The organism is Ruegeria jejuensis, from assembly GCF_041537905.1.
Lineage (GTDB): Bacteria > Pseudomonadota > Alphaproteobacteria > Rhodobacterales > Rhodobacteraceae > Ruegeria_C.
Window position 1 is genome coordinate 68,747 of sequence record NZ_JBGRUO010000019.1, and the last position, 20,665, is coordinate 89,411.

A 20,665-nucleotide genomic window follows, 5' to 3' on the forward strand; every position below is an offset into this window, starting at 1 on the left:
GTTGGCAGCGTGACCGCAATCAGCGAGAAACCTGTTGCCTTCGCAAATCTAACGACCGGGGCTGTTCATGAAGACCGAGAGCTGACAGTCAGAACCACCGTTCAAAGTAGGTGATTGAACCGCTTGGGGCGTGACGGCATTAACAAGACTCGAAAGTTTCGCGAATTGTAAACAGCGTGTTCAATCACCCCGCCCCGAGCTTACTGTTGAACCCTTCGATGAAACCGTTATCGGTGGGTACTCTAGGCCGTTAGACGTCTCGTGTGACGCCGTTGGCAGGCCGACTCTCAACGCGGAAGAACACCAACATCCGTTCCTCAGCTCAGCATCAAACAGGTAAAAACGCATGATATTCTGATGATTAGTGGCGGAGAGACAGGGATTCGAACCCTGGGTGGGCTTGCACCCACAACGGTTTTCGAGACCGCCCCGTTCGACCACTCCGGCACCTCTCCGCGGGGGTCTGGTGAAGCGGGGATGTAGTCAGGAACGCCGCGCGGTGCAAGCAGAAATTTCCGAAAACCACACCTGGGAAATTATCACCCGAAATTGATTGCCCGTTTACGGAAATGGATTAGGCTTGAGAGCATGCTGATACGAGTTTTGACACCGCCGGTCTTTACGGCCCTGATCGCAGCCCTGATCCTCTGGACGACACCCGCAGCGCAAGCCGCGGATCGCACGCGGGTCGAGGCATTCCTTGCAACCACCGGATTTGACGTAGCGCTGGACAGTATCGCGCTGTCTTCGTCCTCGGCCCCTGAGATGCTGGGGTTCGACCCGGGCGAGTTCGGGTCCGAATGGACGCGCCTGACCAACGAGGTTTTTGATACCGAGGTGATGCGCGGCCTCGCCCTGGACATCCTCGAACAGACCCTGAGCGACGAGGCGCTGACCCATGCGGTCGAGTTTTACGCCAGCAATCTGGGCCAGCGTCTGGTCGAGGCCGAAAACGCCTCGCATATGATCGAAGATGACAGTGTCAAGCGCGACGCGGGCGAGGCGCTGGTGTCGCAATGGGTCGCGGACGGATCGCATCGGGTCGAAACGCTCAAGCGGATGAACATGGCCATCGATTCCACGGGCAGCTCGCTGCGGGCATTGCAGGAAATCCAGTACCGGTTCCTGCTGGCGGCCAGCGCTGCGGGGGTGGTCGATCTGCGCCTTGATCCCGGCGATCTGCGCGAGATGCTGCAAAACAACGAAACCGAGCTGCGGCTGGCCCTGCAACGCTCAGCTCTGGCCGGAGCGGCCTATACCTATCAGGATTTCTCGGACGAGGATGTGCTGGCCTATACCGAGGCGCTGGAACAGCCGCTGATGCAGGAGGTGTATGAACTCCTCAACGCGGTTCAGTACGAGATCATGGCCAACCGGTTCGAAGTCTTGGCCGCGCGCATGGCCGATCTGCGCCCCTCGCAGGAATTGTAATGCGTCAGGCGGCTGCAATCCTGACCTCCGCCATGCTGTTGGCGGCGCCCGCGGGGGCGGAGGAATCGCTGGACGAGTTGGTCGGTGCCATGCGGCTGGATGAGGTTGTCACGATTCTGGTCGATGAAGGGCGCAGCTATGCCGCGTCGCTGAACACTGACATGCTGGACGGGGATGCGGGCAGCTATTTCTTCGACAAGGTCGACGAGATTTATGCGCCCGATCAGATGGTCCGGACAATGCGTGAGACCATCCGAGAGGAGTTGAGCCCGGAACAGATTTCCGAGGCAGCGGTGTTTTTCAGTAGCGATCTGGGGCAGACCATCATCTCGCTGGAAAATTCGGCCCGGCGTGCGCTCAAAGACCCGGCAGTCGAAGAGATGGCGCAGGAAAACGCGAAACTGATGGACCGTGAGGGCGACCGGTTTCACCTGATCGAGGAATATATCGAGGTCAACGAACTGGTCGCGCGCAATGTCGAAGGCACCTTGAGTTCCGATTTCAGCTTTTTTCAGGGCATGGCCTCGGTTCAAGACACACAATCCGACGACCGCGCCTTGCTGGCAGAGCTGTTTTCCCAGCGCGATGAAATGGAAAGCGAGACGCGGGACTGGCTGCATGGGTTCCTGGTGCTGGCCTATCAGCCGCTCACAGATATCCAGATGCGCGAGAATATTGCCTTTTCCGCCTCCGAGACGGGGCAGGCGCTCAATCAGGCGCTGTTCGTGGGCTTTGACCGGATCTATGACCGGATCTCGTTCGAATTGGGCGAGGCGGTGGGATTCGCCATGCAATCCAGCGATCTCTGAACAGCGTCCGAAAGCTCTGATTCAGCGACCTCTGAAAAGGGATTGACATCTGCCCCCGATCCATCAATAAGCGCCCATCCCGGCCCGGCATGTCCTGCGCCGGGTTTCGTTATCATTGGTCCCTCGGGGCCTGCAAATCCGCCCGAACAAAGGGCGCGCTGTTCGAAGGTGGCCCTGCCTGAAACGGGGGGTCGCAAACACCCGGACCGGGGACCACAGAACGCGGTAAAGAAAAGGAAACTCGCATGTTCGCGGTTCTCAAGACCGGCGGCAAGCAATACAAGGTTCAGGCGGGCGACATCCTGCGCGTCGAGAAACTTGCTGCTGATGCCGGCGAAACAGTTCAATTCAACGAAGTTCTGATGCTGGGCGGTGACGCTCCGGTTGTTGGTGCGCCTTTTGTGGACGGTGCCGCCGTTCAGGCCGAGGTCATCGACCAGATCAAGGGTGAAAAGCTCATCCACTTCGTCAAGCGTCGCCGCAAGCACAGCTCGCAGCGCACCAAAGGTCACCGTCAGAAGCTGACGCTGGTCAAGATCACCGACATTCTGGCCGCTGGCGCCGACAAGTCGGGCATCAAGGCCGCAACCGGTTCCGCACCTGCTGGCGCTGCTGCGCCCGCCGCGAAACCTGCCAAGAAGGCCGAGGCAAAAGCCGAAGCGCCTGCCGCAGCCGCTGCTACTGCTGACGATCTTACCAAGCTGACCGGCGTCGGCCCTGCCGCCGCCAAGAAGCTGGCCGAGGCCGGTATCGAGAGCTTTGCCGCTCTGGCCGCCTTGTCGGACGAGCAGATTGCTGCTATCGACAGCGTCAAAGTGAAACCCGAATGGGTTGAGCAGGCCAAAGAACTGGCCAAAGGCTAAGGAGAGAGAGAATGGCACATAAAAAAGCTGGCGGTTCCTCCCGTAACGGTCGCGACTCTGCGGGTCGTCGCCTTGGCGTGAAACTCTATGGTGGCCAGGCGGCTATCCCGGGCAACATCATCGTGCGTCAGCGCGGCACCAAGTTCTGGCCGGGCGAAGGCGTTGGCATGGGCAAGGATCACACGATCTTTGCAACTGTTGATGGCGCCGTGACCTTCCACAAGGGCCTCAAAGGCCGCACCTTTATTTCGGTCCTGCCAGTGGCGGAGGCCGCCGAGTAAGCCGGAACCCACAAAGGTTTAACAAAATCAGGGGATCGGCAGAAATGCCGGTCCCTTTCTCGTTTTCAGGAGCGGTCCCATGACCGACGTGATCACAACCAGACGCCTTGTCCTGCGCCGCTTCCGGCGTGGCGATGCGGATGCGTTGGTTGACCTCCTGAACAATCTGAATGTGGTACGTTGGCTCACAAGGGTGCCGTATCCCTACCGGCTCGATCATGCGTATGATTTCATTGAGAATCTCGCTTCCCGGGAATTGAATGCCTTTGCAATCCTGAAAGATCAGCAGCTTGTTGGCGCGATTTCCGTGGGTCAGGAGCTGGGCTATTGGATTGGGCAGCCCTATTGGAACCGGGGCTATGTGACCGAAGCTGCAAGGGCGATGATCCCAAGGTACTTCGAGCGACATGACGCCGATCTGCCGTCGGGCTATCACCTGGGCAATGAAAGATCCTCTGCGGTTCTGGGCAAACTGGGCTTTCTGCTGGCAGGGCAGCGCCGTGCGGTGTCGGAGGCCCTGCAACGCGAAGTCACGATTCAAAACATGGTTCTGACTCGTGCCAGATGGGAGGCGTTGTGATGTGTGAAACGATCACCACACAGCGCCTCGTTCTGCGCCGGTTCCAAAGTCGGGACTCGGGTGACGTGGCCGCCTTGCTGAACAATCTGGAGGTCGCGCGTTGGGTCAACAACGTGCCGCATCCGTTCACCATCGACCATGCCGAGGACTTCATCCGCGATCGGGCCGAGCAGGAATACGATGCATTTGCTATCACCGAGGATGAGCGCCTGATCGGACTGATCTCGGCTGGTGATGAGCTGGGATATTGGCTGGGACAGCCGTTCTGGGGGCAGGGATATGCCACCGAAGCTGCGCGCGCCGTCACTGCGCGACATTTCGCACGCGAACAGGGTGACTTGCAGTCATCTTACCATCTGGGCAATGCGGCCTCCTGCGCGATCCTGTCCAAGCTGGGCTTCGAGCCCACGACACAGAGCGAGAAAGAGGTCCGAGCAACCGGCGAGACGGTGACGCTCCAGAACGTGGCCCTCACCCGCTCCCGCTGGGAGGCTCTGCAATGAGCGTTGCTGCGGGCAGCTTCCTGATCTTTGCCGCCAGCCAGGTCGGCACGCCGGGACCGGCCAATATGGTCTTGCTGGGCACCGGTGCGCGCTATGGGTTCCGGGCCGCGTTGCCTTTCGTGGCGGGCGTGAGCGCGGGCAAGCAACTGATCATCTGGCCGGTGGGCTTTGGCCTGATGCAACTGGCCGATCAGGCGCCCATTGTGTTCGCCACGTTGAAATACGCCTCGGCCGCCTATATCTGCTGGTTGGCATGGAAGGTCGCGAACCTGCGCCTGACACCAGGACAGGCAGAGCAGGCCGCGCCGGGATTTCTGCCCGGTCTGATCGTCCATCCGCTCAACCCCAAGGCCTGGGCCATGATCGTGGCCGGGTTTACCGGCTTCGTCGCCCCAGGATCGTCACCATTCTGGTCTACGCTCACAATCGCTCTTTGTTTGTTGAGCTGCCAGGTGATCCTGCACCCGATCTGGACCTTCGCCGGGGATCGGATCGCGCATAGCGTTGCCGGACGCCCGGCGGAGAAATATCTGATGTGGACATTGGCGGTGCTCACCGTCGCATCCGTCCTGTTTGTGCTGTTCGGAGGAGGGGCGCACATATGAAATTTGATACCATCATCAATCAGCCGGTCATTGAAACCGAACGGTTTGTCCTGCGCCCTCTGCGGCGTTCGGATATGGGGCTGATCGAGCATTTTGCCAGTGACAAGCGCGTCGCCTATATGACCCGGTCGATCCCGCACCCGGTACCGCCGGGAATGGTCGAATCCTTTGTGACCCGCTCCATGTCCGAGGATCGCGACGAGGATGTCTGGGCCATCGATGGCAGCAAGGATGGCGGGTCGGAACTGATGGGGCTGATCGCGCTTGAGTGGATGGATCGCAACCAATCCGAGATCGGATATTGGGTTGCGCCGGTGTTCTGGAACACCGGCATCGCGTCTCTGGCGGTCGAAGCGCTCGTCGAGAATAACCCGCTTGGCAATGACACGATGTTTGCCAGCGTATTTCAGGACAATCCGGCCTCGGCGCGGGTGCTGACGCGGTGCGGATTCGAATATCTGGGTGATGCCGAAAGTTTCTCTGTGGCGCGCGATGCAAATGTGCCCACCTGGACCTATAGCCGAAAACTCTGACTTGAGGTCGATGGGGCCTTTGCATTAGGGGATGCACATGAAATTTCTCGATCTCGCAAAGGTCTATATCCGATCCGGTGGTGGCGGTGGCGGCTGTGTCAGCTTCCGCCGCGAAAAGTTCATCGAATATGGTGGGCCGGATGGCGGTGATGGCGGCAAGGGTGGCACGGTCTGGGCCGAGGCGGTGCATGGGCTGAACACGCTCATCGACTTCCGCTATCAGCAGCATTTCTTTGCCAAGAACGGCCAGCCCGGCAAGGGCCAGCAGCGCACCGGCAAGGATGGCGATGATATCGTACTGCGCGTTCCCGTCGGCACCGAAATCCTTGATGAGGATGAAGAGACGGTGATCGCCGACCTGACCGAGGTCGGTCAGCGCGTGCAACTGGCGCGCGGCGGCAATGGCGGGTTCGGCAACCTGCATTTCAAATCCGCCACCAATCAGGCCCCGCGCCGCGCCAATCCGGGGCAGGAGGGGGTCGAGCGCACGCTCTGGCTGCGGCTGAAGCTGATCGCCGATGTGGGTCTGCTGGGTCTGCCTAATGCGGGCAAATCGACATTTCTGGCCGCCACCTCGAACGCGCGGCCCAAGATCGCCGATTACCCCTTCACCACGCTGCATCCCAATCTGGGCGTTGTCGGCGTGGATAACGTGGAATTTGTCGTGGCCGATATTCCCGGCCTGATCGCGGGCGCCCATGAAGGGCGCGGTATCGGCGACCGGTTTCTGGGCCATGTGGAGCGTTGCGCGGTGCTGTTGCATCTGGTGGATGGCACCTCGGGCACCGTGGCCGAAGATTACCGGACGATTATCGGTGAGCTTGAGGCTTATGGTGGTCATCTGGCCGACAAGCCTCGCGTGACGGTGCTGAACAAGGTCGACGCGCTGGACGCGGAGCAGCGTGAAGAGGCCGCGCAGGCGCTGCGCGAGGCGTCGGGTGGCCCGGTGATGCTGATGTCGGGCGTGGCCCGCGAAGGCGTGACCGAGGTCTTGCGCACCCTGCGCAGCCAGATCGACGCCGACCGTCTGCGCCACAAACCTGTGGAGGAGGCCGCGCCTTGGCAACCGTGAGCGCGGCGAAACGAATTGTCGTCAAGATCGGTTCCGCCCTGCTGGTGGACCGTGCCAGCGGCGCGTTGCGCGCCCACTGGCTGCATTCGCTTGCGCAGGACGTGGCCTGGCTGAAAGGGCGGGGGGCTGATGTCATTCTGGTCTCGTCCGGCTCCATCGCGCTGGGGCGCGGCGTGCTTGGCCTGAATGGCGATACTTTGGCACTGGAGCAGTCGCAGGCCGCGGCCGCTGTCGGCCAGATTCGACTGGCGCGGGCCTATGAAGAGGCGCTGACACCTTACGAGATCAAAACCGCGCAGGTGCTGGTCACGCTGGAAGACAGCGCCAATCGCCGCCGCTACCTGAACTCGCGCGCGACGCTGGAAACCCTGCTGGGGCTCGGCGTGGTCCCGATCGTCAATGAAAACGACACCATCGCAACCGATGAAATCCGCTATGGTGACAATGACCGGCTCGCAGCGCAGGTGGCCGTCACCGTGGGGGCGGATCAGTTGATCCTGCTCTCGGATGTGGACGGGTTCTATTCCGCCAACCCATCAGATGACCCCACCGCCAAACGCTATGACGTGATCGACCGCATCACGCCCGAGATCGAGCGGATGGCAGGTGATGCGGGATCGGGGCTGTCGAAAGGCGGCATGAAAACCAAGCTGATGGCGGCGCAGATGGCGACGGCGGCAGGATGTGCCATGGCGATCACGGAAGGGTCGCCCGATAACCCACTGACAAAACTTGAAAATGGCGCGACCTGCACTTGGTTCACTGCCACGCTAGATCCGCAGGCCGCCCGCAAACGCTGGATCGCAGCGATGAAGCCGCGCGGTGAGATTCTGGTCGATGCCGGAGCGGCCAATGCGCTGTCCAATGGCAAGAGCTTGCTGCCCGCCGGGATCGTTGAAGTGACTGGTGATTTCGGGCGTGGTGATCCGGTGGCCATCCGTGGACCAGAGACGCGCAGGCTGGGCCAGGGCCTCAGCCGCTATACCGCGCAGGAGGCTGACGCCATCAAGGGCCGCAAATCCTCCGAGATCGAAGCGACGCTGGGCTATCCCGGTCGCGCCGCATTGATTCACCGGGACGATATGGCGCTGTGAGGCGTCTTCCTGCTAAAGACAAACAAGAACCTGACCAAAGGCGCATGTGATGAAAGACCTCGACAACATTCCCGCCCTGATGGCTGATATCGGCACCCGCGCCAAAGCGGCCTCGGCAGAGCTTGCCTTTGCCAGCGCCGAACGCAAGCACGCCGCGCTGATCGGCGCTGCGGACGCGGTCTGGGCCCGCCGGGCCGAGATCATCGCGGCCAATGCCAAAGACCTGGATTATGGCCGCGACAAGGGTCTGAGCCCGGCAATGATGGACCGGCTGATGCTGGACGAGGACCGCATTCGCGGCATGGTCGACGGGTTGCGCACGGTGGCCGAACAACCTGATCCCGTTGGCGAGGTGCTGGCCGAATGGGACATGCCCTCTGGCCTGCATATTCGCCGGGTGCGCACGCCTTTGGGCGTGATCGGGGTGATCTACGAAAGCCGCCCCAACGTGACCGCTGATGCCGGTGCGCTGTGCCTGAAATCGGGCAACGCGGTGATCCTGCGCGGCGGGTCGGAGAGCTTTCATTCCTCGGGCGCGATCCATGCCTGTCTGGTGGACGGGCTGAAATCCGCAAACCTGCCCGAAGATGCGATCCAGCTTGTGCCAACCCGCGACCGCGCGGCGGTGCAGGAATTGCTGACCATGACCGACACGGTTGACGTGATCGTGCCGCGCGGTGGCAAGGGGCTGGTCGGCCTGGTGCAGCGCGAGGCACGGGTGCCGGTTTTTGCCCATCTCGAAGGCATCGTGCATATCTATCTCGACAAGGATGCTGACCCGAAAAAGGCGCGCGAGGTGGTGATGAACGCCAAGACCCGGCGCACCGGGATTTGCGGTGCCGCCGAATGCCTGTTGGTGCATCAGGACATCCTCAACAGCATCGGCCACGACACCATCGCGGCGCTGGTACAGGCGGGCGTTGACGTGCATGCCGAGGGGGCGCTTGCGCAAGAGGGCACCTCGACCGCTACGGCGGAGGATTGGGGCAGGGAATTCCTCGACATGATCATCGCGGCCAAGCCCGTTGCCAACATAGATGAGGCCATCGCCCATATCCGCACCTATGGCTCGAACCACACCGATTGCATCATCACCGAGGATGACGCGGCGGCGGCGCGGTTCTTTGAACGTCTCGACAGCGCGATCCTGATGCGCAACGCCTCGACCCAGTTCGCCGATGGTGGTGAGTTTGGCATGGGCGCCGAGATCGGGATTGCGACCGGCAAGATGCACGCGCGTGGCCCGGTGGGCGCGGCGCAGCTGACCAGTTTCAAATATCTGGTCGAGGGTGATGGAACCCTCCGGCCCTGAGCGATCAGAACCGAATGGTGATCTGCGCCTCGTCCGAGGTCACCTCAACGCGGCTGCCAAGCTCGGCGGCCGCAGCGGGCAGCATGGCGAACTGAACCAGCGCAGGCGTGATTTCGGCCCCGGCGGACGGGTTGCTGAGCGTTTCCCAGATATTGGGGTCCAGCGCCAGGGCCGGGCCGGTTGCGGTCACGCTCCAACGCCCGTCCATATGGTCGAAACGCACCTGTCCGCCCTGCGGCAAAGCCGTTTCGCAACATTGGAAGGCGAGGAAGGCCAGCCGCACAGCGGTGCGCGGAGCGGGATCGACGCAGCGCCATTCCGCCGTGACGCGCGCGCCCCGGTTCACCTCTTTCAGGACCGCATTAATCTCCGAAGCGCCCAGCATCTGCGCCCCGGCGATTCCGTAGGCAATGCGAAAGAACTGAATGCGCGCGCCCGCGCTGCCGACACTGTCCGAGATCAGATCCATTTCGGGGCCGCTGGGCGCGCCTGTCATTTCAAGCAGTTCCAGCCCGTTGTTGATGGCACCGATCGGGCTGATCAGATCATGACAGATACGCGACCCGATCAGGGTTGCCAGGTTGACGGTGCTTTCGCCCATGCGCTACCTCCGGTAAATCGCTTTCTCATATCCCAGACAGGGGCCGACATGTCTGATCTGAACGCTATCCTTGCACCGGGCATGTTCGTGCGCCACCCCGATTACCCCGATTGGGGCATTGGACAGGTGCAGTCCAATATCGGCGGCAAGATCACCGTGAATTTCCCAGATCAAGGGAAGGTGGTGATCGACGGCACGCGCATCGCCCTGATGCCCGTCTTTGATCCGTGAAATAGGTTTATGAAAGGTTAATCTGCCTTCGGTTGCAATCGCCGATTGAGATGCGGTATCAGCGCGCAAACCCACGCTTTTTGAGACCTGTACCCCATGCCGGATAGCGGACCGAGCTTTACAGTCAGACTGGCCGAAAGTGACGCCGATCTGCGCGCCGCGCAGCGGTTGCGCTATGAGGTTTTCGTGCGTGAACTGGGCGGCGGCGGAGACATGGTCGATCATGAGCAGGGGCTGGAACAGGATCGCTTCGATCCCTTCTATGACCATATGCTGATCGCCGATGACAGCTCGGGACAGGTGGTCGGTGTCTACCGCCTGCTGCGCGGCGATCAGGCCGAGAAACTGGGTCAATTCTATTCCGAGGATGAATACGATCTGAGTGTGCTGCGCCAAAGCGGGCGTAAGCTGCTGGAGCTGGGCCGCTCCTGCCTGCATGCCGATTACCGGGGCGGGGCGGCGATGTATCATCTGTGGAACGGGCTGTCGGATTATGTGGCCGATCACGACATCGAGGTTCTGTTCGGCGTGGCAAGCTTTCACGGCACCGATATGAGTGCGTTGGCGCAGCCGCTGTCGATGTTGCACCACAACCATCTGGCGCCACCGGAACTTCGGGTCCGTGCCCAGCCTGCGCATTTCCAGTCGATGGATCTGATCGCCCCCGATCAGTTGGACCGGCGTGCTGCGATGGTGCAGGTACCGGCGCTGATCAAGGCCTATCTGCGGCTCGGCGGCTTTGTGGGCGAGGGGGCGTTCATCGACCATGCCTTCAACACCACCGATATCTGTCTGGTCCTGGACACTGCGCGCCTCAACGCCCGGCAGCGGCGGATCTATGGCGGGGACCGCAGCCAATGAGTGCGACGTGGCAGGGTGACGATGCCCCCGATCCGCTGCAGATCGGCGTGATCGGCTGGGGGCTTGTGGCCCTGCGCGGGCTCGTTCTGGCGATGCTGGTGTTTGGTGGCCTGCTGATCCTGTTGCTTTTGCGCCTGTTTGAGCGCCCTATATTCGGAACGCGCCGACCGGTGACGCCCTACATTACGCAATTCGTCTGCCGCAACGCGTTCCGCATTCTGGGGATGAAATTCCGCACACGCGGCGCGCTGATGACCGAGCGGGGCGCGGTTGTGGCCAATCACAGCTCGTGGCTGGATATCTTTGCGCTGAACGCCCGCAAACGCATCTATTTCGTGTCCAAGGCCGAAGTGGCGAAGTGGCCCGGCATCGGGTGGCTGGCCCGCGCGACCGGCACCGTGTTCATTGAGCGTGATCGTCGCAAGGCGCGCGAGCAGACCGAAATGTTCGAAGAACGATTAAGGGCCGGGCACAAGCTGCTGTTTTTTCCCGAGGGCACCTCGACCGACGGGCAGCGGGTACTGCCCTTCAAGACCACGCTCTTTGCCGCGTTCTTCACCGAGCAATTGCGCGACTTCATGCATGTGCAGCCGGTCTCGGTCGTGTTTCATGCGCCCAAAGGCCAGCCCGATCGCTTCTATGGCTGGTGGGGCGAGATGGAGTTCGGCCCGCATTTGCTGAAAACGCTGGCCGCCTGGCCGCAGGGCGGGGTGGAACTGACCTATCATCCGCCCGTGAAAGTCAGCGATTTTGCCGACCGCAAGATGCTGGCAGCCTATTGCGAGCAGGCCGTGCGGCAAGGCCATACCGACATGCGCGCGCTGGAGGCGCAGCCCTGAAAAATAGAGCTTGCGGTTAAGTCAGCGCTGACTTATACGCGCGCCATTAACCCACAGGCGGGGTTTTGGCCTGTTCAGGAGAGACATCCCTGACAGACCCCCGGTTGGAGCATCCGCTCTGCACCCCCGTCGAGGATCGAAACCGGAAAGGATACTTGAGCATGGCTCTTCCTGAGTTCTCCATGCGTCAGCTGCTCGAAGCTGGCGTTCACTTTGGCCACCAGACCCAGCGCTGGAACCCGCGCATGGGCCCGTTCATCTACGGCTCGCGCAACGGCATCCACATCATGGACCTGACGCAGACCGTTCCAATGCTGGACCAGGCACTGCAGGCCATCCGTGACACCGTCGCCAAGGGCGGCCGCGTGTTGTTCGTCGGCACCAAGCGTCAGGCGGCACAGCCGATCGCCGAAGCGGCCGAGAAGTCGGCACAATACTACATGAACCACCGCTGGCTGGGCGGCACGCTGACCAACTGGAAAACCGTGTCCCAGTCGATCAACCGTCTGCGTCAGATTGACGAGACCATGGAAGGTGGCGCCGAAGGCCTGACCAAGAAAGAGCGTCTGGGCATGGAACGCGACCAGCAGAAGCTGCAGGCCTCGCTGGGCGGTATCCGCGAGATGGGCGGCACCCCCGACCTGCTCTTCGTCATCGACGTCAAGAAAGAAGCGCTGGCCATCGCCGAAGCCAACAAGCTGGGTATCCCGGTTGTGGCTGTTGTCGATACCAACTGCTCGCCCGATGGTGTTGATTACATCATCCCCGGCAATGACGACGCCGCACGTGCCATCGCGCTGTATTGCGATCTGGCGGCGCGCGCCGCTCTGGACGGCATGACCGCTCAGTTGGGCAGCGCAGGTGTTGACCTGGGCGCGATGGAAGAGGCACCGGTCGAAGAAGCGGTCGCGGAAGAAGCACCGGCAGCGGAAACGCCCGCCGAAGCCTGATCCGACCGTCATCGGAATGACATGAGGGGCAGGGTATGACCTGCCCCAAACCGTTTTGAATTGAGGAGAGCCAAGAGATGGCAATCACAGCAGCAATGGTGAAAGAACTGCGCGACAGCACGGGCGCAGGCATGATGGACGCCAAGAAGGCGCTGACCGAGACCGAAGGCAACATGGACGAGGCCGTCGATTGGCTGCGCACCAAGGGTCTGGCGAAAGCTGCAAAGAAATCGGGCCGTACCGCCGCCGAAGGTCTGGTGGCCGTTGTGGTTGACGGTGGCACCGGTGTTGCGGTTGAGGTGAACTCGGAAACCGACTTTGTCGGCAAGAATGCCGAGTTCCAGGAAATGGTCGGCAAGATCGCCTTTGCGGCGCTGGGTGTTGACGATGTCGACGCGCTGAAAACGGCTGATCTGGGTGGCAAAACCGTCGCCGACACACTGACCGACAAGATCGCCACCATCGGCGAGAACATGTCCGTGCGCCGCATGGCCAAGCTGGAAGGCGAAACCGTTGTCAGCTACGTGCACAACGCGGCAACCAATGGCATGGGCAAAATCGGTGTTCTGGTCGCGCTGAACGGTGGCGACGCGGCCATCGGCAAGCAGGTTGCGATGCACATCGCGGCAGCAAACCCGGCGGCCCTGTCCGAAGCGGACATGGACCCGGCGGTTGTCGAAAAGGAAAAGCAGGTCCAGATGGACATCGCCCGCGAATCCGGCAAGCCGGAGCAGGTGATCGAAAAGATGATCATCGGCCGAATGAAGAAATTCGTCGCTGAATCGACCCTGCTGAACCAGGCCTTTGTTGTGAACCCCGACCTGACCGTCGAAGCCGCCGCCAAAGAAGCGGGCGCAACCATCACCGGTTTCGTGCGTCTGGAAGTTGGCGAAGGCATCGAGGTTGAAAAGGAAGACTTCGCAGCCGAGGTGGCCAAGGCCGCTCAGGGCTGAACCAGTCGCAGTGAGGATCGGGTAACCTGATCCCCTCCAAAGCCTTAAAACCGGTCACCCCAGGGTGGCCGGTTTTTTTGCGCCGCGCACAGGGCACCCCCATATGCAACCCGCACGGGTACATTCAGCGCTTAGTTTCATGGAGGGTTTATGGAAGAGGGGCCCCAGTTCAATGGGGATGGACGGAGCCCCTCATAAGCTCCGAAGTGGATGCGGACTATACACACCCAACTCCGGACAGGTTAGAGAGCCCTGAAATCACAGGGGTCATATCCCAATGTCCCTTGGCTAAAGCCACCACTCACGGAACGTAAACATATTGCTAAAATATGTATCATAACGAAAGTAATGGATTCCTTACCTTACGTAAACTTGACGCGAGTAAAGAAACGGCGCCCAAATCTTATGCTTCGACCACAAACATCTGGTTGTGCAATGCGGCTTTCAGAACCGCCTGGGCCGTGGTTTCCACCGCCAGGGATTCCCGCGCGAGGCGCAGGTGTTTTTCGACCGTTGCCGATGTCAGCCCCATCAGCACGGCGATATCCTGAATGGTCTTGCCATCCCCGACCCATACCAGCGCTTCGCGCTGCCGTTTGGTCAAAGCGCGGTTGGGGGCGGCATAGGGCAGGGTGAGGATCTTGAGATGCGCGATATTGTTCATCAACAGCACCTCGCGGCCCTTTTCGGCCCATAGCGCATCAACCTCGTCCTGTGACAGATCAGATTGCGCACACAGAGAAATCGCGCCCTTTGTCCGCATTGAAACCGAGTTGAAACTGACGGTGTATCCGACCGTCACGCCCTTGCTGGCATTGAATTCATGGACTTCGCAGGCTTTTTGGGACACGCCGCGCTCGTTCATCAGCTTTCCGATCATGCGCCAGCTGCCCGCGCCTTCGTTTTCAAGCGCCCATTGCAGCATCGGTGCGTGAAAGTAGAGACCGGAATGCAGAAACCCGTCGATGTAATCCTGATCATGATTGGTCAAGATAACGAAATCTTCGGGGTCACCCAGCGACGTGGCCGTTCGAAATTGGGTATAGCCGTATAGCAACCGGTCAAAGCCGTAATTGGCCATCTGGGCACAATGGCCGGCCCAGAGTTCTTCGAGTGTCTTCGTATAACTGATGAACTCAAGATATTCGATCAGCTTCATTCCGGCCGCCCCCCACGGATATGGGCGGCCAGCGCATCCAGCGCCAGAATATAGCTGTCGGCTCCGAACCCGCTGATCTGGCCAATCGCTACCTTGACGATATAGGAGTTGTGGCGGAACGGCTCGCGCGCATGGATGTTGGACAGGTGCACCTCGACAACCGGCAGCTCGACCGAGGCGATCGCATCCATCAGCGCAATCGATGTGTGGGTATAGGCCCCGGCATTGAGGACGATCCCGTCCTGCGTGCCGCGCGCCTCGTGGATCAGGTCGATCAACGCGCCTTCGTGATTGCTCTGGGCGCAGGTGACCGTCACCCCGATCTGCGCGCCGTGGCTCGAGCAGGCATCCTCAACCATCGCGAGAGTGGTCGCGCCATAGACCTCGGGCTGCCGTGTGCCCAGAAGATTGAGGTTCGGACCATTCAGAACCAGAATATTCGCCATATCAAAAGTCCCCGTTCATAAAACCAATAAGCGCGTTGCGGCCGGCTTGTCCAGAGACGGTGCGGCAGGCATCGAAAGGTAAGTCGATCCGTCTGTCATGGGCTAAAACGAGATATTGCGATCAACTTAAGGATGAAACCTCCGCCTTTTCATTGGATAAATAACGGCAACTGCAGATATACCGCAGCCAATACGTGTGTGCCCCAAAATCTGAAAAACCTCATTTAGGGGCATGAACCCGCCGAAAGTTGATCGCACCAGAGGTGTCAGAATGTCGCAGTAAGCAGCACGGCGCCCGCTTTGCGGGCGAATTGCACCGGGCGGAGGCGCCTTGTGCTGAATTTTTGAGCACGTTTGGCGGGATCATTCCGGTTCGCCCGTGAGGATCACAACTTTGCCCATCACCTTGCGATCCTGCATCAGGTTCAGCGCCTGTGCTACATCGGGCAGGGGATAGCGTGCACTGATCGGCGGGGCGATCGCACCCTCGGCATAGAGGGTGAACAGCGCCTTCATGTTGGCAGCATGCGTTTGCGGATCGCGGCGCACCGCATCCCCCCAGAATACACCGACGATCTGGACCCCCTTCAGCAGCGGCAGGTTCAGCGGAAGGCTGGGAATACCAGCCGGGAACCCAACAACCAGATAGCGCCCCTGCCACGCCATGGCCCGCAGCGCCGGTTCGGCATAATCACCACCCACCGCGTCGTAGACCACATCCACGCCTTTGTGTCCGGTTAGCGATTTGATCTCATTTGACAGCGCTTTCTGCGCGTCGCGATCCATGTCTTTGGCATAGACCAGCGTATCATCCGCACCAAGAGATTTGCAGAACTCGGCTTTCTCCTGAGACGAAACCGCAGCAATCACGCGGGCGCCCGCGGCTTTGCCTAGCTCGATCGCGGCAGAGCCGACGCCGCCCGCTGCGCCAAGGATCAGCAGGGTTTCACCCGGCTTGATCGCCGCCCGGTCATGCAAGGCATGGTAGGATGTGCCGTAGGTGAAGATGAACGCCGCCGCCACATCATAAGGCATCCCATCTGGCAGCGGCACCAGCGCCGTGGCCGGAACAACCGCATGGGTGGCAAAGCCACCATAGCCGGTCAGCGCCAGCACCCTATCGCCCGGTTTGACGCTGGTGACCCCTTCGCCACAGCTCAGAACCTCGCCGGCGATCTCTCCGCCCGGGGCGAAGGGACGACGCGGCTTCATCTGGTAGAGGTCGCGTATGATCAGCGTGTCGGGATAGTTGACGCCCGCCGCATGCACGCGCACAAGAACCTGTCCTTTGCCCGGTTCGGGATCGGGCAGGTCGGTCAGTTCCAGCGTTTCGGGGCCGCCCGGCTCGGTGCTTAGCATGGCTTTCATCGGAGTCTCGCTCTTGTGATTTCGGCTGGCTCTGCGGGATGACGCAAAGTCGTTCAGGCAAATGTTGTTTATCGCGTCCCCCGATGCAATGGTTCATTGACACCAATCCGAGTATCGCAGGAAGACCTATGACCAATCTTACCCCAAAGACCCTGTTCTCGCTGCATGGCAAGACCGCCCTGGTGACCGGGGGGGCAACCGGAATCGGTCGTATGGCCGCCGAAGGGCTGATCCAGGCTGGCGCGCGGGTTCTGATCGCCTCACGCAAGGCCGACGCCTGCCGGGCCGTGGCCGATGAGTTGAACGCGATTGGAGCCGAGGGCAGCGTAGAGGGATTCGGCGGTGATGTCGGCACGGCCGAGGGTCTCTCGGCCCTCGTGGGAGAGATTAAGAGTCGAACGGACAGGCTTGATATTCTTATGAATAACGCAGGGCTAAGCTGGGGTGCCCCGCTGGAAGAGTTCCCGTATGACGCCTGGCAAAGCGTCATGGCCGTCAATGTCGCCGGTCCGTTCGAACTGACCCGCCAATTGCTACCCCTGCTGCGCGCGGCGGCAAGCGCCGAGGACCCGGCGCGGATCGTGAATGTCGGCTCGGTCATGGGCGAGGTTCCTATGGGCGATGGGGCCTATAGCTATGCTGTGTCCAAATCCGCCATCATCCACATGACGCGGATCCTGGCCAAGGAACTGGCCCCTGAGCATATCACCGCAAACGCGCTTGCGCCGGGGCCGTTTGTCTCGCGCATGACCGCATTTGCAACCGCAGACCCCAAGACCCGCGATAAGGTCGGCAAATCGGTTCCGCTAGGCCGCGTTGGCCGCGACGAGGATATCGCCGCCGCAATGCAGTTCCTGTGCGGCCCCGGTGGCGGCTATGTGACAGGGGCGATCATTCCGGTCTCTGGCGGCATCAACGTGATGTCCGGGCAGAACATCTTTGCCGCCGCGCTCGAATGAGCCAACCTTGCCACGCTGAATAAACGCGAAAGATGAGCCTATGACCAACGCGGCACAATCCATCGATCTGCAGGCCGTTGATGCCTATCTGTCCGAGCAGCTTCCCGGTTATGCAGGGCCGCTGACGGCACAGAAGTTCGAAACCGGACAATCCAACCCGACCTTCCTGCTGCAAACCCCTGAAAAGAAATATGTTCTGCGTCGCAAACCGCCGGGTGCTCTGCTGAAATCAGCCCATGCGGTCGACCGTGAATTCCGGGTCCAGAAGGCGCTGCAAGGCAGTGAGGTTCCGGTCGCGGCCATGCATGTTCTGTGTCAGAACGATGCGGTGATCGGCTCGGATTTCTACGTGATGGAACATATCGAGGGGCGCATATTTGCGGATCCAACTATGCCGGATGAAACGCCGGAGGCACGGGCCGCGATCCTTGATGAGATGAACCGGGTCCTGGCGGCGTTACACGGTGTCGATATCGAGCGGGCAGGGCTGTCGGATTACGGCCCAGAGGGGAACTACTTCGAACGTCAGATCGCCCGTTGGACCAAGCAATACCGCGCCTCGGAAACCCTTGATATTCCGGGCATGAACGCGTTGATCGAGGCATTGCCCAAGGCGATGCCACCCGATGACGGCCAACGGACACTGGTGCATGGCGACTACCGGATCGACAATTTGATCTACGCGCCCGAAGGCAGCGCATGTCTGGCGGTGCTGGATTGGGAATTGTCCACCATCGGCCATCCTTATGCCGATCTGGCCGCCGTCATCATGCAATGGCAGATGCCGCCGGGCCGGGAAGGGCGGGGGCTGGCGGGCATCGATCGTGCCGCACTTGGTCTGCCCTCGGATGCCGAATTCGTGGCGCGTTATTGCGAGAGACGCGGCTTGCCAGGGATCGAGCGGTTCGGCTTCTACCTGTCCTTCACGTTTTTTCGCATGGCCGGTATCCTGCAAGGTGTCGCCAAACGGGCGCAGGACGGCAATGCCTCGAACCCGGAACATGCTGCAAGATTAGGACGTTACGTGCCGATCTTCGCGCAACATGGATTGGAGGCGCTGGAGCGTTAGAGCCCGAATTGTCGCTTCAGCTTGCGCATACCACCCAACCATCGATCATAGTTGCTACCTTTCAGGGCGACATAATCGCGAACCTGCGGATGCGGAAGCACAAGAAATTCTTCCTTTTCAATAGCTTCCATACAGGATTTCGCAACATCTTCCGGCGATATGATGCCATCCAGACTGGCGATTGACGCCTCGTTACCCTGGATCATGTCGGTCTGTACGGCCTGCGGACACAGGACCGAAACGCCGATGCCCTGATCGTGATATTCGATATGCAACCATTCCGCCAATCCAATGGCGGCATGTTTGGTAACGCCATAAGGCGCGGCGCCGATCTGGTTCAACAAGCCAGCCGCAGAAGCCGTGTTCAGAAGGTAGCCGCCACCACGTTCGATCATGCGCGGGACCACGTGACGCGCAGCCCAGACATGAGACATCACGTTGATTTCCCATGTCTTTTGCCAGTCCGCATCGCTGACGTCGACACCACCGAGTGTCAGGATGCCCGCATTGGAACAGAAGATATCAATCCCGCCGGTCTGGTCTTCGATGTCCTCGACCAACCGCGCGATCTCGGCCTCGTTGCGCAGGTCAGCAGCCACGGCGATGCCATCGACATCACGCGCGACGTCTTCAACGTCCTGCGCCCGCAAATCCGTGCAGACAACTTTGGCTGCGCCTTGCTCGGCAAATGCCTTTGCCAGCGCACGTCCAATACCACCGGCAGCACCAGTGACGACAATCACTCGATCTTTGATGTCCATATCAAGCTATATCCAATTTACATAATACCAATTATACAAAGTATCGCTCACAGTGATGCGCGCTACTTTCAAGTGCGGCTCCTGTTAGAAACCAAGGGCTTATCTGACGCGGAGATCATGGCACGGGCACCGGATATTCGCAACTGAGCTGCGAAGAAAGCCGCGGGATGAAACGGTGTTGGCAAGCGAAGGTTCGTGTTTGTGAGATGGCGCGCACTCAGAAGCGCTCAGTGGAACTTTGCTCGGAGTTCTGTCTATCCGAGATGTTATGGCTACACGGTTGGACATCTGAACAAGTAGGCAATCGGGTGATCCACGAAGATGCGAGGCTGAGGGTCTGCCGATAGATGATCTATCGGTGCACCTCCTCTGAGGAAGGAGTTGGGCAAGCGCCCTACCCTCGAAAACAACAGCAGTAGCGGCTCAAGTACCGCTTACAGCCAGATCGATGGCCGTATGCCACGCACCGCGCGTCCCGACTCTGCCTCTTCTGAATACGGCCCAGCGAGGAAAGACAGCCCATGACAGGGGCATAGAGTGTTAAAATTCCCCGTCACGCGGAGCAGCTTCGTTAACCAGTCGTTAAAGAATTGATCCAAAATTGAAGCAAATCATGTCAGTTTGAGAGACAGCAGAGGTTTCGTGGGGTGAACCACCCCGGATGAAACCGGACATGAGACCGCAAGAGGAGCGCATCGATGAAACCGCTGGCCGGACCCGACAATATCTCGGACAAGGGTGCAAAAATTGTCACGCTCGACAGTTTCCGGCCCCGCGCCAGCCTGTCGCCGCTGCGTCAGGCCGAAGCCTATTGGGCCGCGCTGCGCGAGGGGGATGGGGTTCCCAAGCGGGCGGCGATTGATCCGCGCGGGCTGTCCAACCTGCTGCAATATGCCTTCATTCTGGAACGTGTGGCTCCCGGTGTGGCCCGGTTTCGGCTGGCCGGGCAGCACCTGACGCAGCTGATGGATATGGAGGTGTCGGGCATCCCGCTGACCGCGCTTTTTGCAGGATCTGACCGGCAGATGATGAGTGACCATCTGACCCGGCTGTTCGACGGTCCCGCCATTGTGGAACTGACCCTTAACGGGCAGCGGCGCTTTGGGCGCAAGCCGGCCGGTGCGCGGATGATCCTGTTGCCGCTGCGCAGTGAATGTGGCCGGGTGGACCGGGCGCTGGGGGTGGTCGTGTCAGAAGATGACACGGCCCGGAATATTGGCCAGCTGGGCATCGAGACCGCACATCATCGGGCAGTAGATCCGGATTTTGAGCCCGCACCACGCCCGGATGCGCCGTCATCTCCGCACGCGCGCGCACGCACCGGGGTCCGTCTGATTTCGGTCGACGAGGCATGAAAAAGGCGGGCGCATCGCCCGCCTTATCCG

At 60.5% G+C, this 20,665-nt stretch carries 24 protein-coding genes and 1 tRNA gene; 19 read left to right on the forward strand and 6 right to left on the reverse strand.

Annotation, left to right across the window (positions count from 1 at the left end):
* Window positions 1-365: 365 nt before the first annotated feature.
* Window positions 366-455, reverse strand: a tRNA-Ser gene (locus tag AB1E34_RS19320).
* 133 nt (window positions 456-588) lie between these two features.
* On the opposite strand from AB1E34_RS19320, the gene AB1E34_RS19325 reads away from it, so the two are divergent.
* From AB1E34_RS19325 to AB1E34_RS19375, 11 genes are all read left to right on the forward strand, one after another.
* Complete coding sequence (locus AB1E34_RS19325; protein ID WP_372573953.1) at window positions 589-1,431, forward strand: DUF2059 domain-containing protein; 843 nt, start codon at window positions 589-591, stop codon at window positions 1,429-1,431.
* On the forward strand, window positions 1,431-2,240 hold the full coding sequence (locus AB1E34_RS19330; RefSeq protein ID WP_372573954.1) for a DUF2059 domain-containing protein: 810 nt from the start codon (window positions 1,431-1,433) through the stop codon (window positions 2,238-2,240). The genes AB1E34_RS19325 and AB1E34_RS19330 overlap by 1 nt, the downstream gene beginning before the upstream one ends.
* A 245-nt stretch (window positions 2,241-2,485) precedes the next feature.
* Entirely contained in the window at window positions 2,486-3,103 is a 618-nt protein-coding gene (locus tag AB1E34_RS19335) for a 50S ribosomal protein L21 (RefSeq protein WP_372573955.1), read from the forward strand.
* A gap of 11 nt (window positions 3,104-3,114) precedes the next feature.
* Window positions 3,115-3,384, forward strand: a complete 270-nt coding sequence (rpmA, locus tag AB1E34_RS19340; protein ID WP_136442474.1) for a 50S ribosomal protein L27 — start codon at window positions 3,115-3,117, stop codon at window positions 3,382-3,384.
* Window positions 3,385-3,463: 79 nt separating this feature from the next.
* Entirely contained in the window at window positions 3,464-3,964 is a 501-nt protein-coding gene (locus AB1E34_RS19345) for a GNAT family N-acetyltransferase (protein ID WP_372573956.1), read from the forward strand.
* On the forward strand, window positions 3,964-4,467 hold the full coding sequence (locus tag AB1E34_RS19350) for a GNAT family N-acetyltransferase (RefSeq protein WP_372573957.1): 504 nt from the start codon (window positions 3,964-3,966) through the stop codon (window positions 4,465-4,467). The genes AB1E34_RS19345 and AB1E34_RS19350 overlap by 1 nt, the downstream gene beginning before the upstream one ends.
* On the forward strand, window positions 4,464-5,072 hold the full coding sequence (locus tag AB1E34_RS19355) for a LysE family translocator (RefSeq protein WP_372573958.1): 609 nt from the start codon (window positions 4,464-4,466) through the stop codon (window positions 5,070-5,072). The genes AB1E34_RS19350 and AB1E34_RS19355 overlap by 4 nt, the downstream gene beginning before the upstream one ends.
* Window positions 5,069-5,605: a GNAT family N-acetyltransferase gene (locus AB1E34_RS19360; RefSeq protein ID WP_372573959.1), complete on the forward strand. Its 537-nt coding sequence runs from the start codon at window positions 5,069-5,071 to the stop codon at window positions 5,603-5,605. The genes AB1E34_RS19355 and AB1E34_RS19360 overlap by 4 nt, the downstream gene beginning before the upstream one ends.
* A 37-nt stretch (window positions 5,606-5,642) precedes the next feature.
* On the forward strand, window positions 5,643-6,677 hold the full coding sequence (gene obgE / locus AB1E34_RS19365; RefSeq protein ID WP_372573960.1) for a GTPase ObgE: 1,035 nt from the start codon (window positions 5,643-5,645) through the stop codon (window positions 6,675-6,677).
* On the forward strand, window positions 6,665-7,771 hold the full coding sequence (gene proB / locus AB1E34_RS19370; protein WP_372573961.1) for a glutamate 5-kinase: 1,107 nt from the start codon (window positions 6,665-6,667) through the stop codon (window positions 7,769-7,771). Before obgE ends, proB begins: the two co-directional genes overlap by 13 nt.
* Before the next feature lie 49 nt (window positions 7,772-7,820).
* The gene (locus AB1E34_RS19375) at window positions 7,821-9,083 is read left to right on the forward strand and encodes a glutamate-5-semialdehyde dehydrogenase (RefSeq protein WP_372573962.1); all 1,263 of its coding nucleotides are present in this window, start codon (window positions 7,821-7,823) and stop codon (window positions 9,081-9,083) included.
* A gap of 4 nt (window positions 9,084-9,087) precedes the next feature.
* Here AB1E34_RS19375 and AB1E34_RS19380 read toward each other — a convergent pair whose 3' ends face one another.
* Entirely contained in the window at window positions 9,088-9,684 is a 597-nt protein-coding gene (locus tag AB1E34_RS19380) for a histidine phosphotransferase family protein (RefSeq protein ID WP_372573963.1), read from the reverse strand.
* A 48-nt stretch (window positions 9,685-9,732) separates the two neighbouring features.
* Between AB1E34_RS19380 and AB1E34_RS19385 the strand changes: the two genes are divergently transcribed.
* The 5 genes from AB1E34_RS19385 (at window position 9,733) to tsf (ending at window position 13,518) form a co-directional block, all read left to right on the forward strand.
* A complete protein-coding gene (locus AB1E34_RS19385) occupies window positions 9,733-9,915 on the forward strand; it encodes a DUF3553 domain-containing protein (protein ID WP_306194223.1) in 183 nt (60 codons plus the stop codon).
* Window positions 9,916-10,011: 96 nt separating this feature from the next.
* Complete coding sequence (gene olsB / locus AB1E34_RS19390) at window positions 10,012-10,776, forward strand: L-ornithine N(alpha)-acyltransferase (protein ID WP_372573964.1); 765 nt, start codon at window positions 10,012-10,014, stop codon at window positions 10,774-10,776.
* Entirely contained in the window at window positions 10,773-11,615 is an 843-nt protein-coding gene (gene olsA / locus AB1E34_RS19395; protein ID WP_372573965.1) for a lyso-ornithine lipid O-acyltransferase, read from the forward strand. The genes olsB and olsA overlap by 4 nt, the downstream gene beginning before the upstream one ends.
* A gap of 161 nt (window positions 11,616-11,776) precedes the next feature.
* Window positions 11,777-12,565 (forward strand): 30S ribosomal protein S2, encoded by a 789-nt coding sequence (gene rpsB / locus AB1E34_RS19400; protein ID WP_372573966.1) that lies wholly within the window; start codon window positions 11,777-11,779, stop codon window positions 12,563-12,565.
* 77 nt (window positions 12,566-12,642) lie between these two features.
* Window positions 12,643-13,518 (forward strand): translation elongation factor Ts, encoded by an 876-nt coding sequence (gene tsf, locus AB1E34_RS19405; RefSeq protein ID WP_372573967.1) that lies wholly within the window; start codon window positions 12,643-12,645, stop codon window positions 13,516-13,518.
* Between the two features lie 403 nt (window positions 13,519-13,921).
* Here the strand turns inward: tsf and AB1E34_RS19410 are convergent, their stop codons facing one another.
* The 3 genes from AB1E34_RS19410 to AB1E34_RS19420 all read right to left on the reverse strand — a co-directional run bounded on the left by AB1E34_RS19410 (window position 13,922) and on the right by AB1E34_RS19420 (window position 16,491).
* Window positions 13,922-14,677, reverse strand: coding sequence for a LuxR family transcriptional regulator (locus AB1E34_RS19410; RefSeq protein WP_372573968.1), 756 nt, complete (start codon window positions 14,675-14,677; stop codon window positions 13,922-13,924).
* The gene (gene aroQ, locus AB1E34_RS19415) at window positions 14,674-15,123 is read right to left on the reverse strand and encodes a type II 3-dehydroquinate dehydratase (protein WP_372573969.1); all 450 of its coding nucleotides are present in this window, start codon (window positions 15,121-15,123) and stop codon (window positions 14,674-14,676) included. Before aroQ ends, AB1E34_RS19410 begins: the two co-directional genes overlap by 4 nt.
* Window positions 15,124-15,486: 363 nt before the next feature.
* Window positions 15,487-16,491: an NADPH:quinone oxidoreductase family protein gene (locus AB1E34_RS19420; protein ID WP_372573970.1), complete on the reverse strand. Its 1,005-nt coding sequence runs from the start codon at window positions 16,489-16,491 to the stop codon at window positions 15,487-15,489.
* A gap of 128 nt (window positions 16,492-16,619) precedes the next feature.
* Between AB1E34_RS19420 and AB1E34_RS19425 the strand changes: the two genes are divergently transcribed.
* Entirely contained in the window at window positions 16,620-17,450 is an 831-nt protein-coding gene (locus AB1E34_RS19425; protein WP_372573971.1) for an SDR family oxidoreductase, read from the forward strand.
* A 40-nt stretch (window positions 17,451-17,490) separates the two neighbouring features.
* The gene (locus tag AB1E34_RS19430; RefSeq protein ID WP_372573972.1) at window positions 17,491-18,519 is read left to right on the forward strand and encodes a phosphotransferase family protein; all 1,029 of its coding nucleotides are present in this window, start codon (window positions 17,491-17,493) and stop codon (window positions 18,517-18,519) included.
* On the opposite strand, the gene AB1E34_RS19435 is transcribed toward AB1E34_RS19430, so the two are convergent.
* Window positions 18,516-19,280: an SDR family NAD(P)-dependent oxidoreductase gene (locus tag AB1E34_RS19435; protein ID WP_372573973.1), complete on the reverse strand. Its 765-nt coding sequence runs from the start codon at window positions 19,278-19,280 to the stop codon at window positions 18,516-18,518. The genes AB1E34_RS19430 and AB1E34_RS19435 overlap by 4 nt on opposite strands.
* A 698-nt stretch (window positions 19,281-19,978) precedes the next feature.
* On the opposite strand from AB1E34_RS19435, the gene AB1E34_RS19440 reads away from it, so the two are divergent.
* Complete coding sequence (locus AB1E34_RS19440; protein ID WP_372573974.1) at window positions 19,979-20,635, forward strand: PAS domain-containing protein; 657 nt, start codon at window positions 19,979-19,981, stop codon at window positions 20,633-20,635.
* Window positions 20,636-20,665 lie beyond the last annotated feature (30 nt).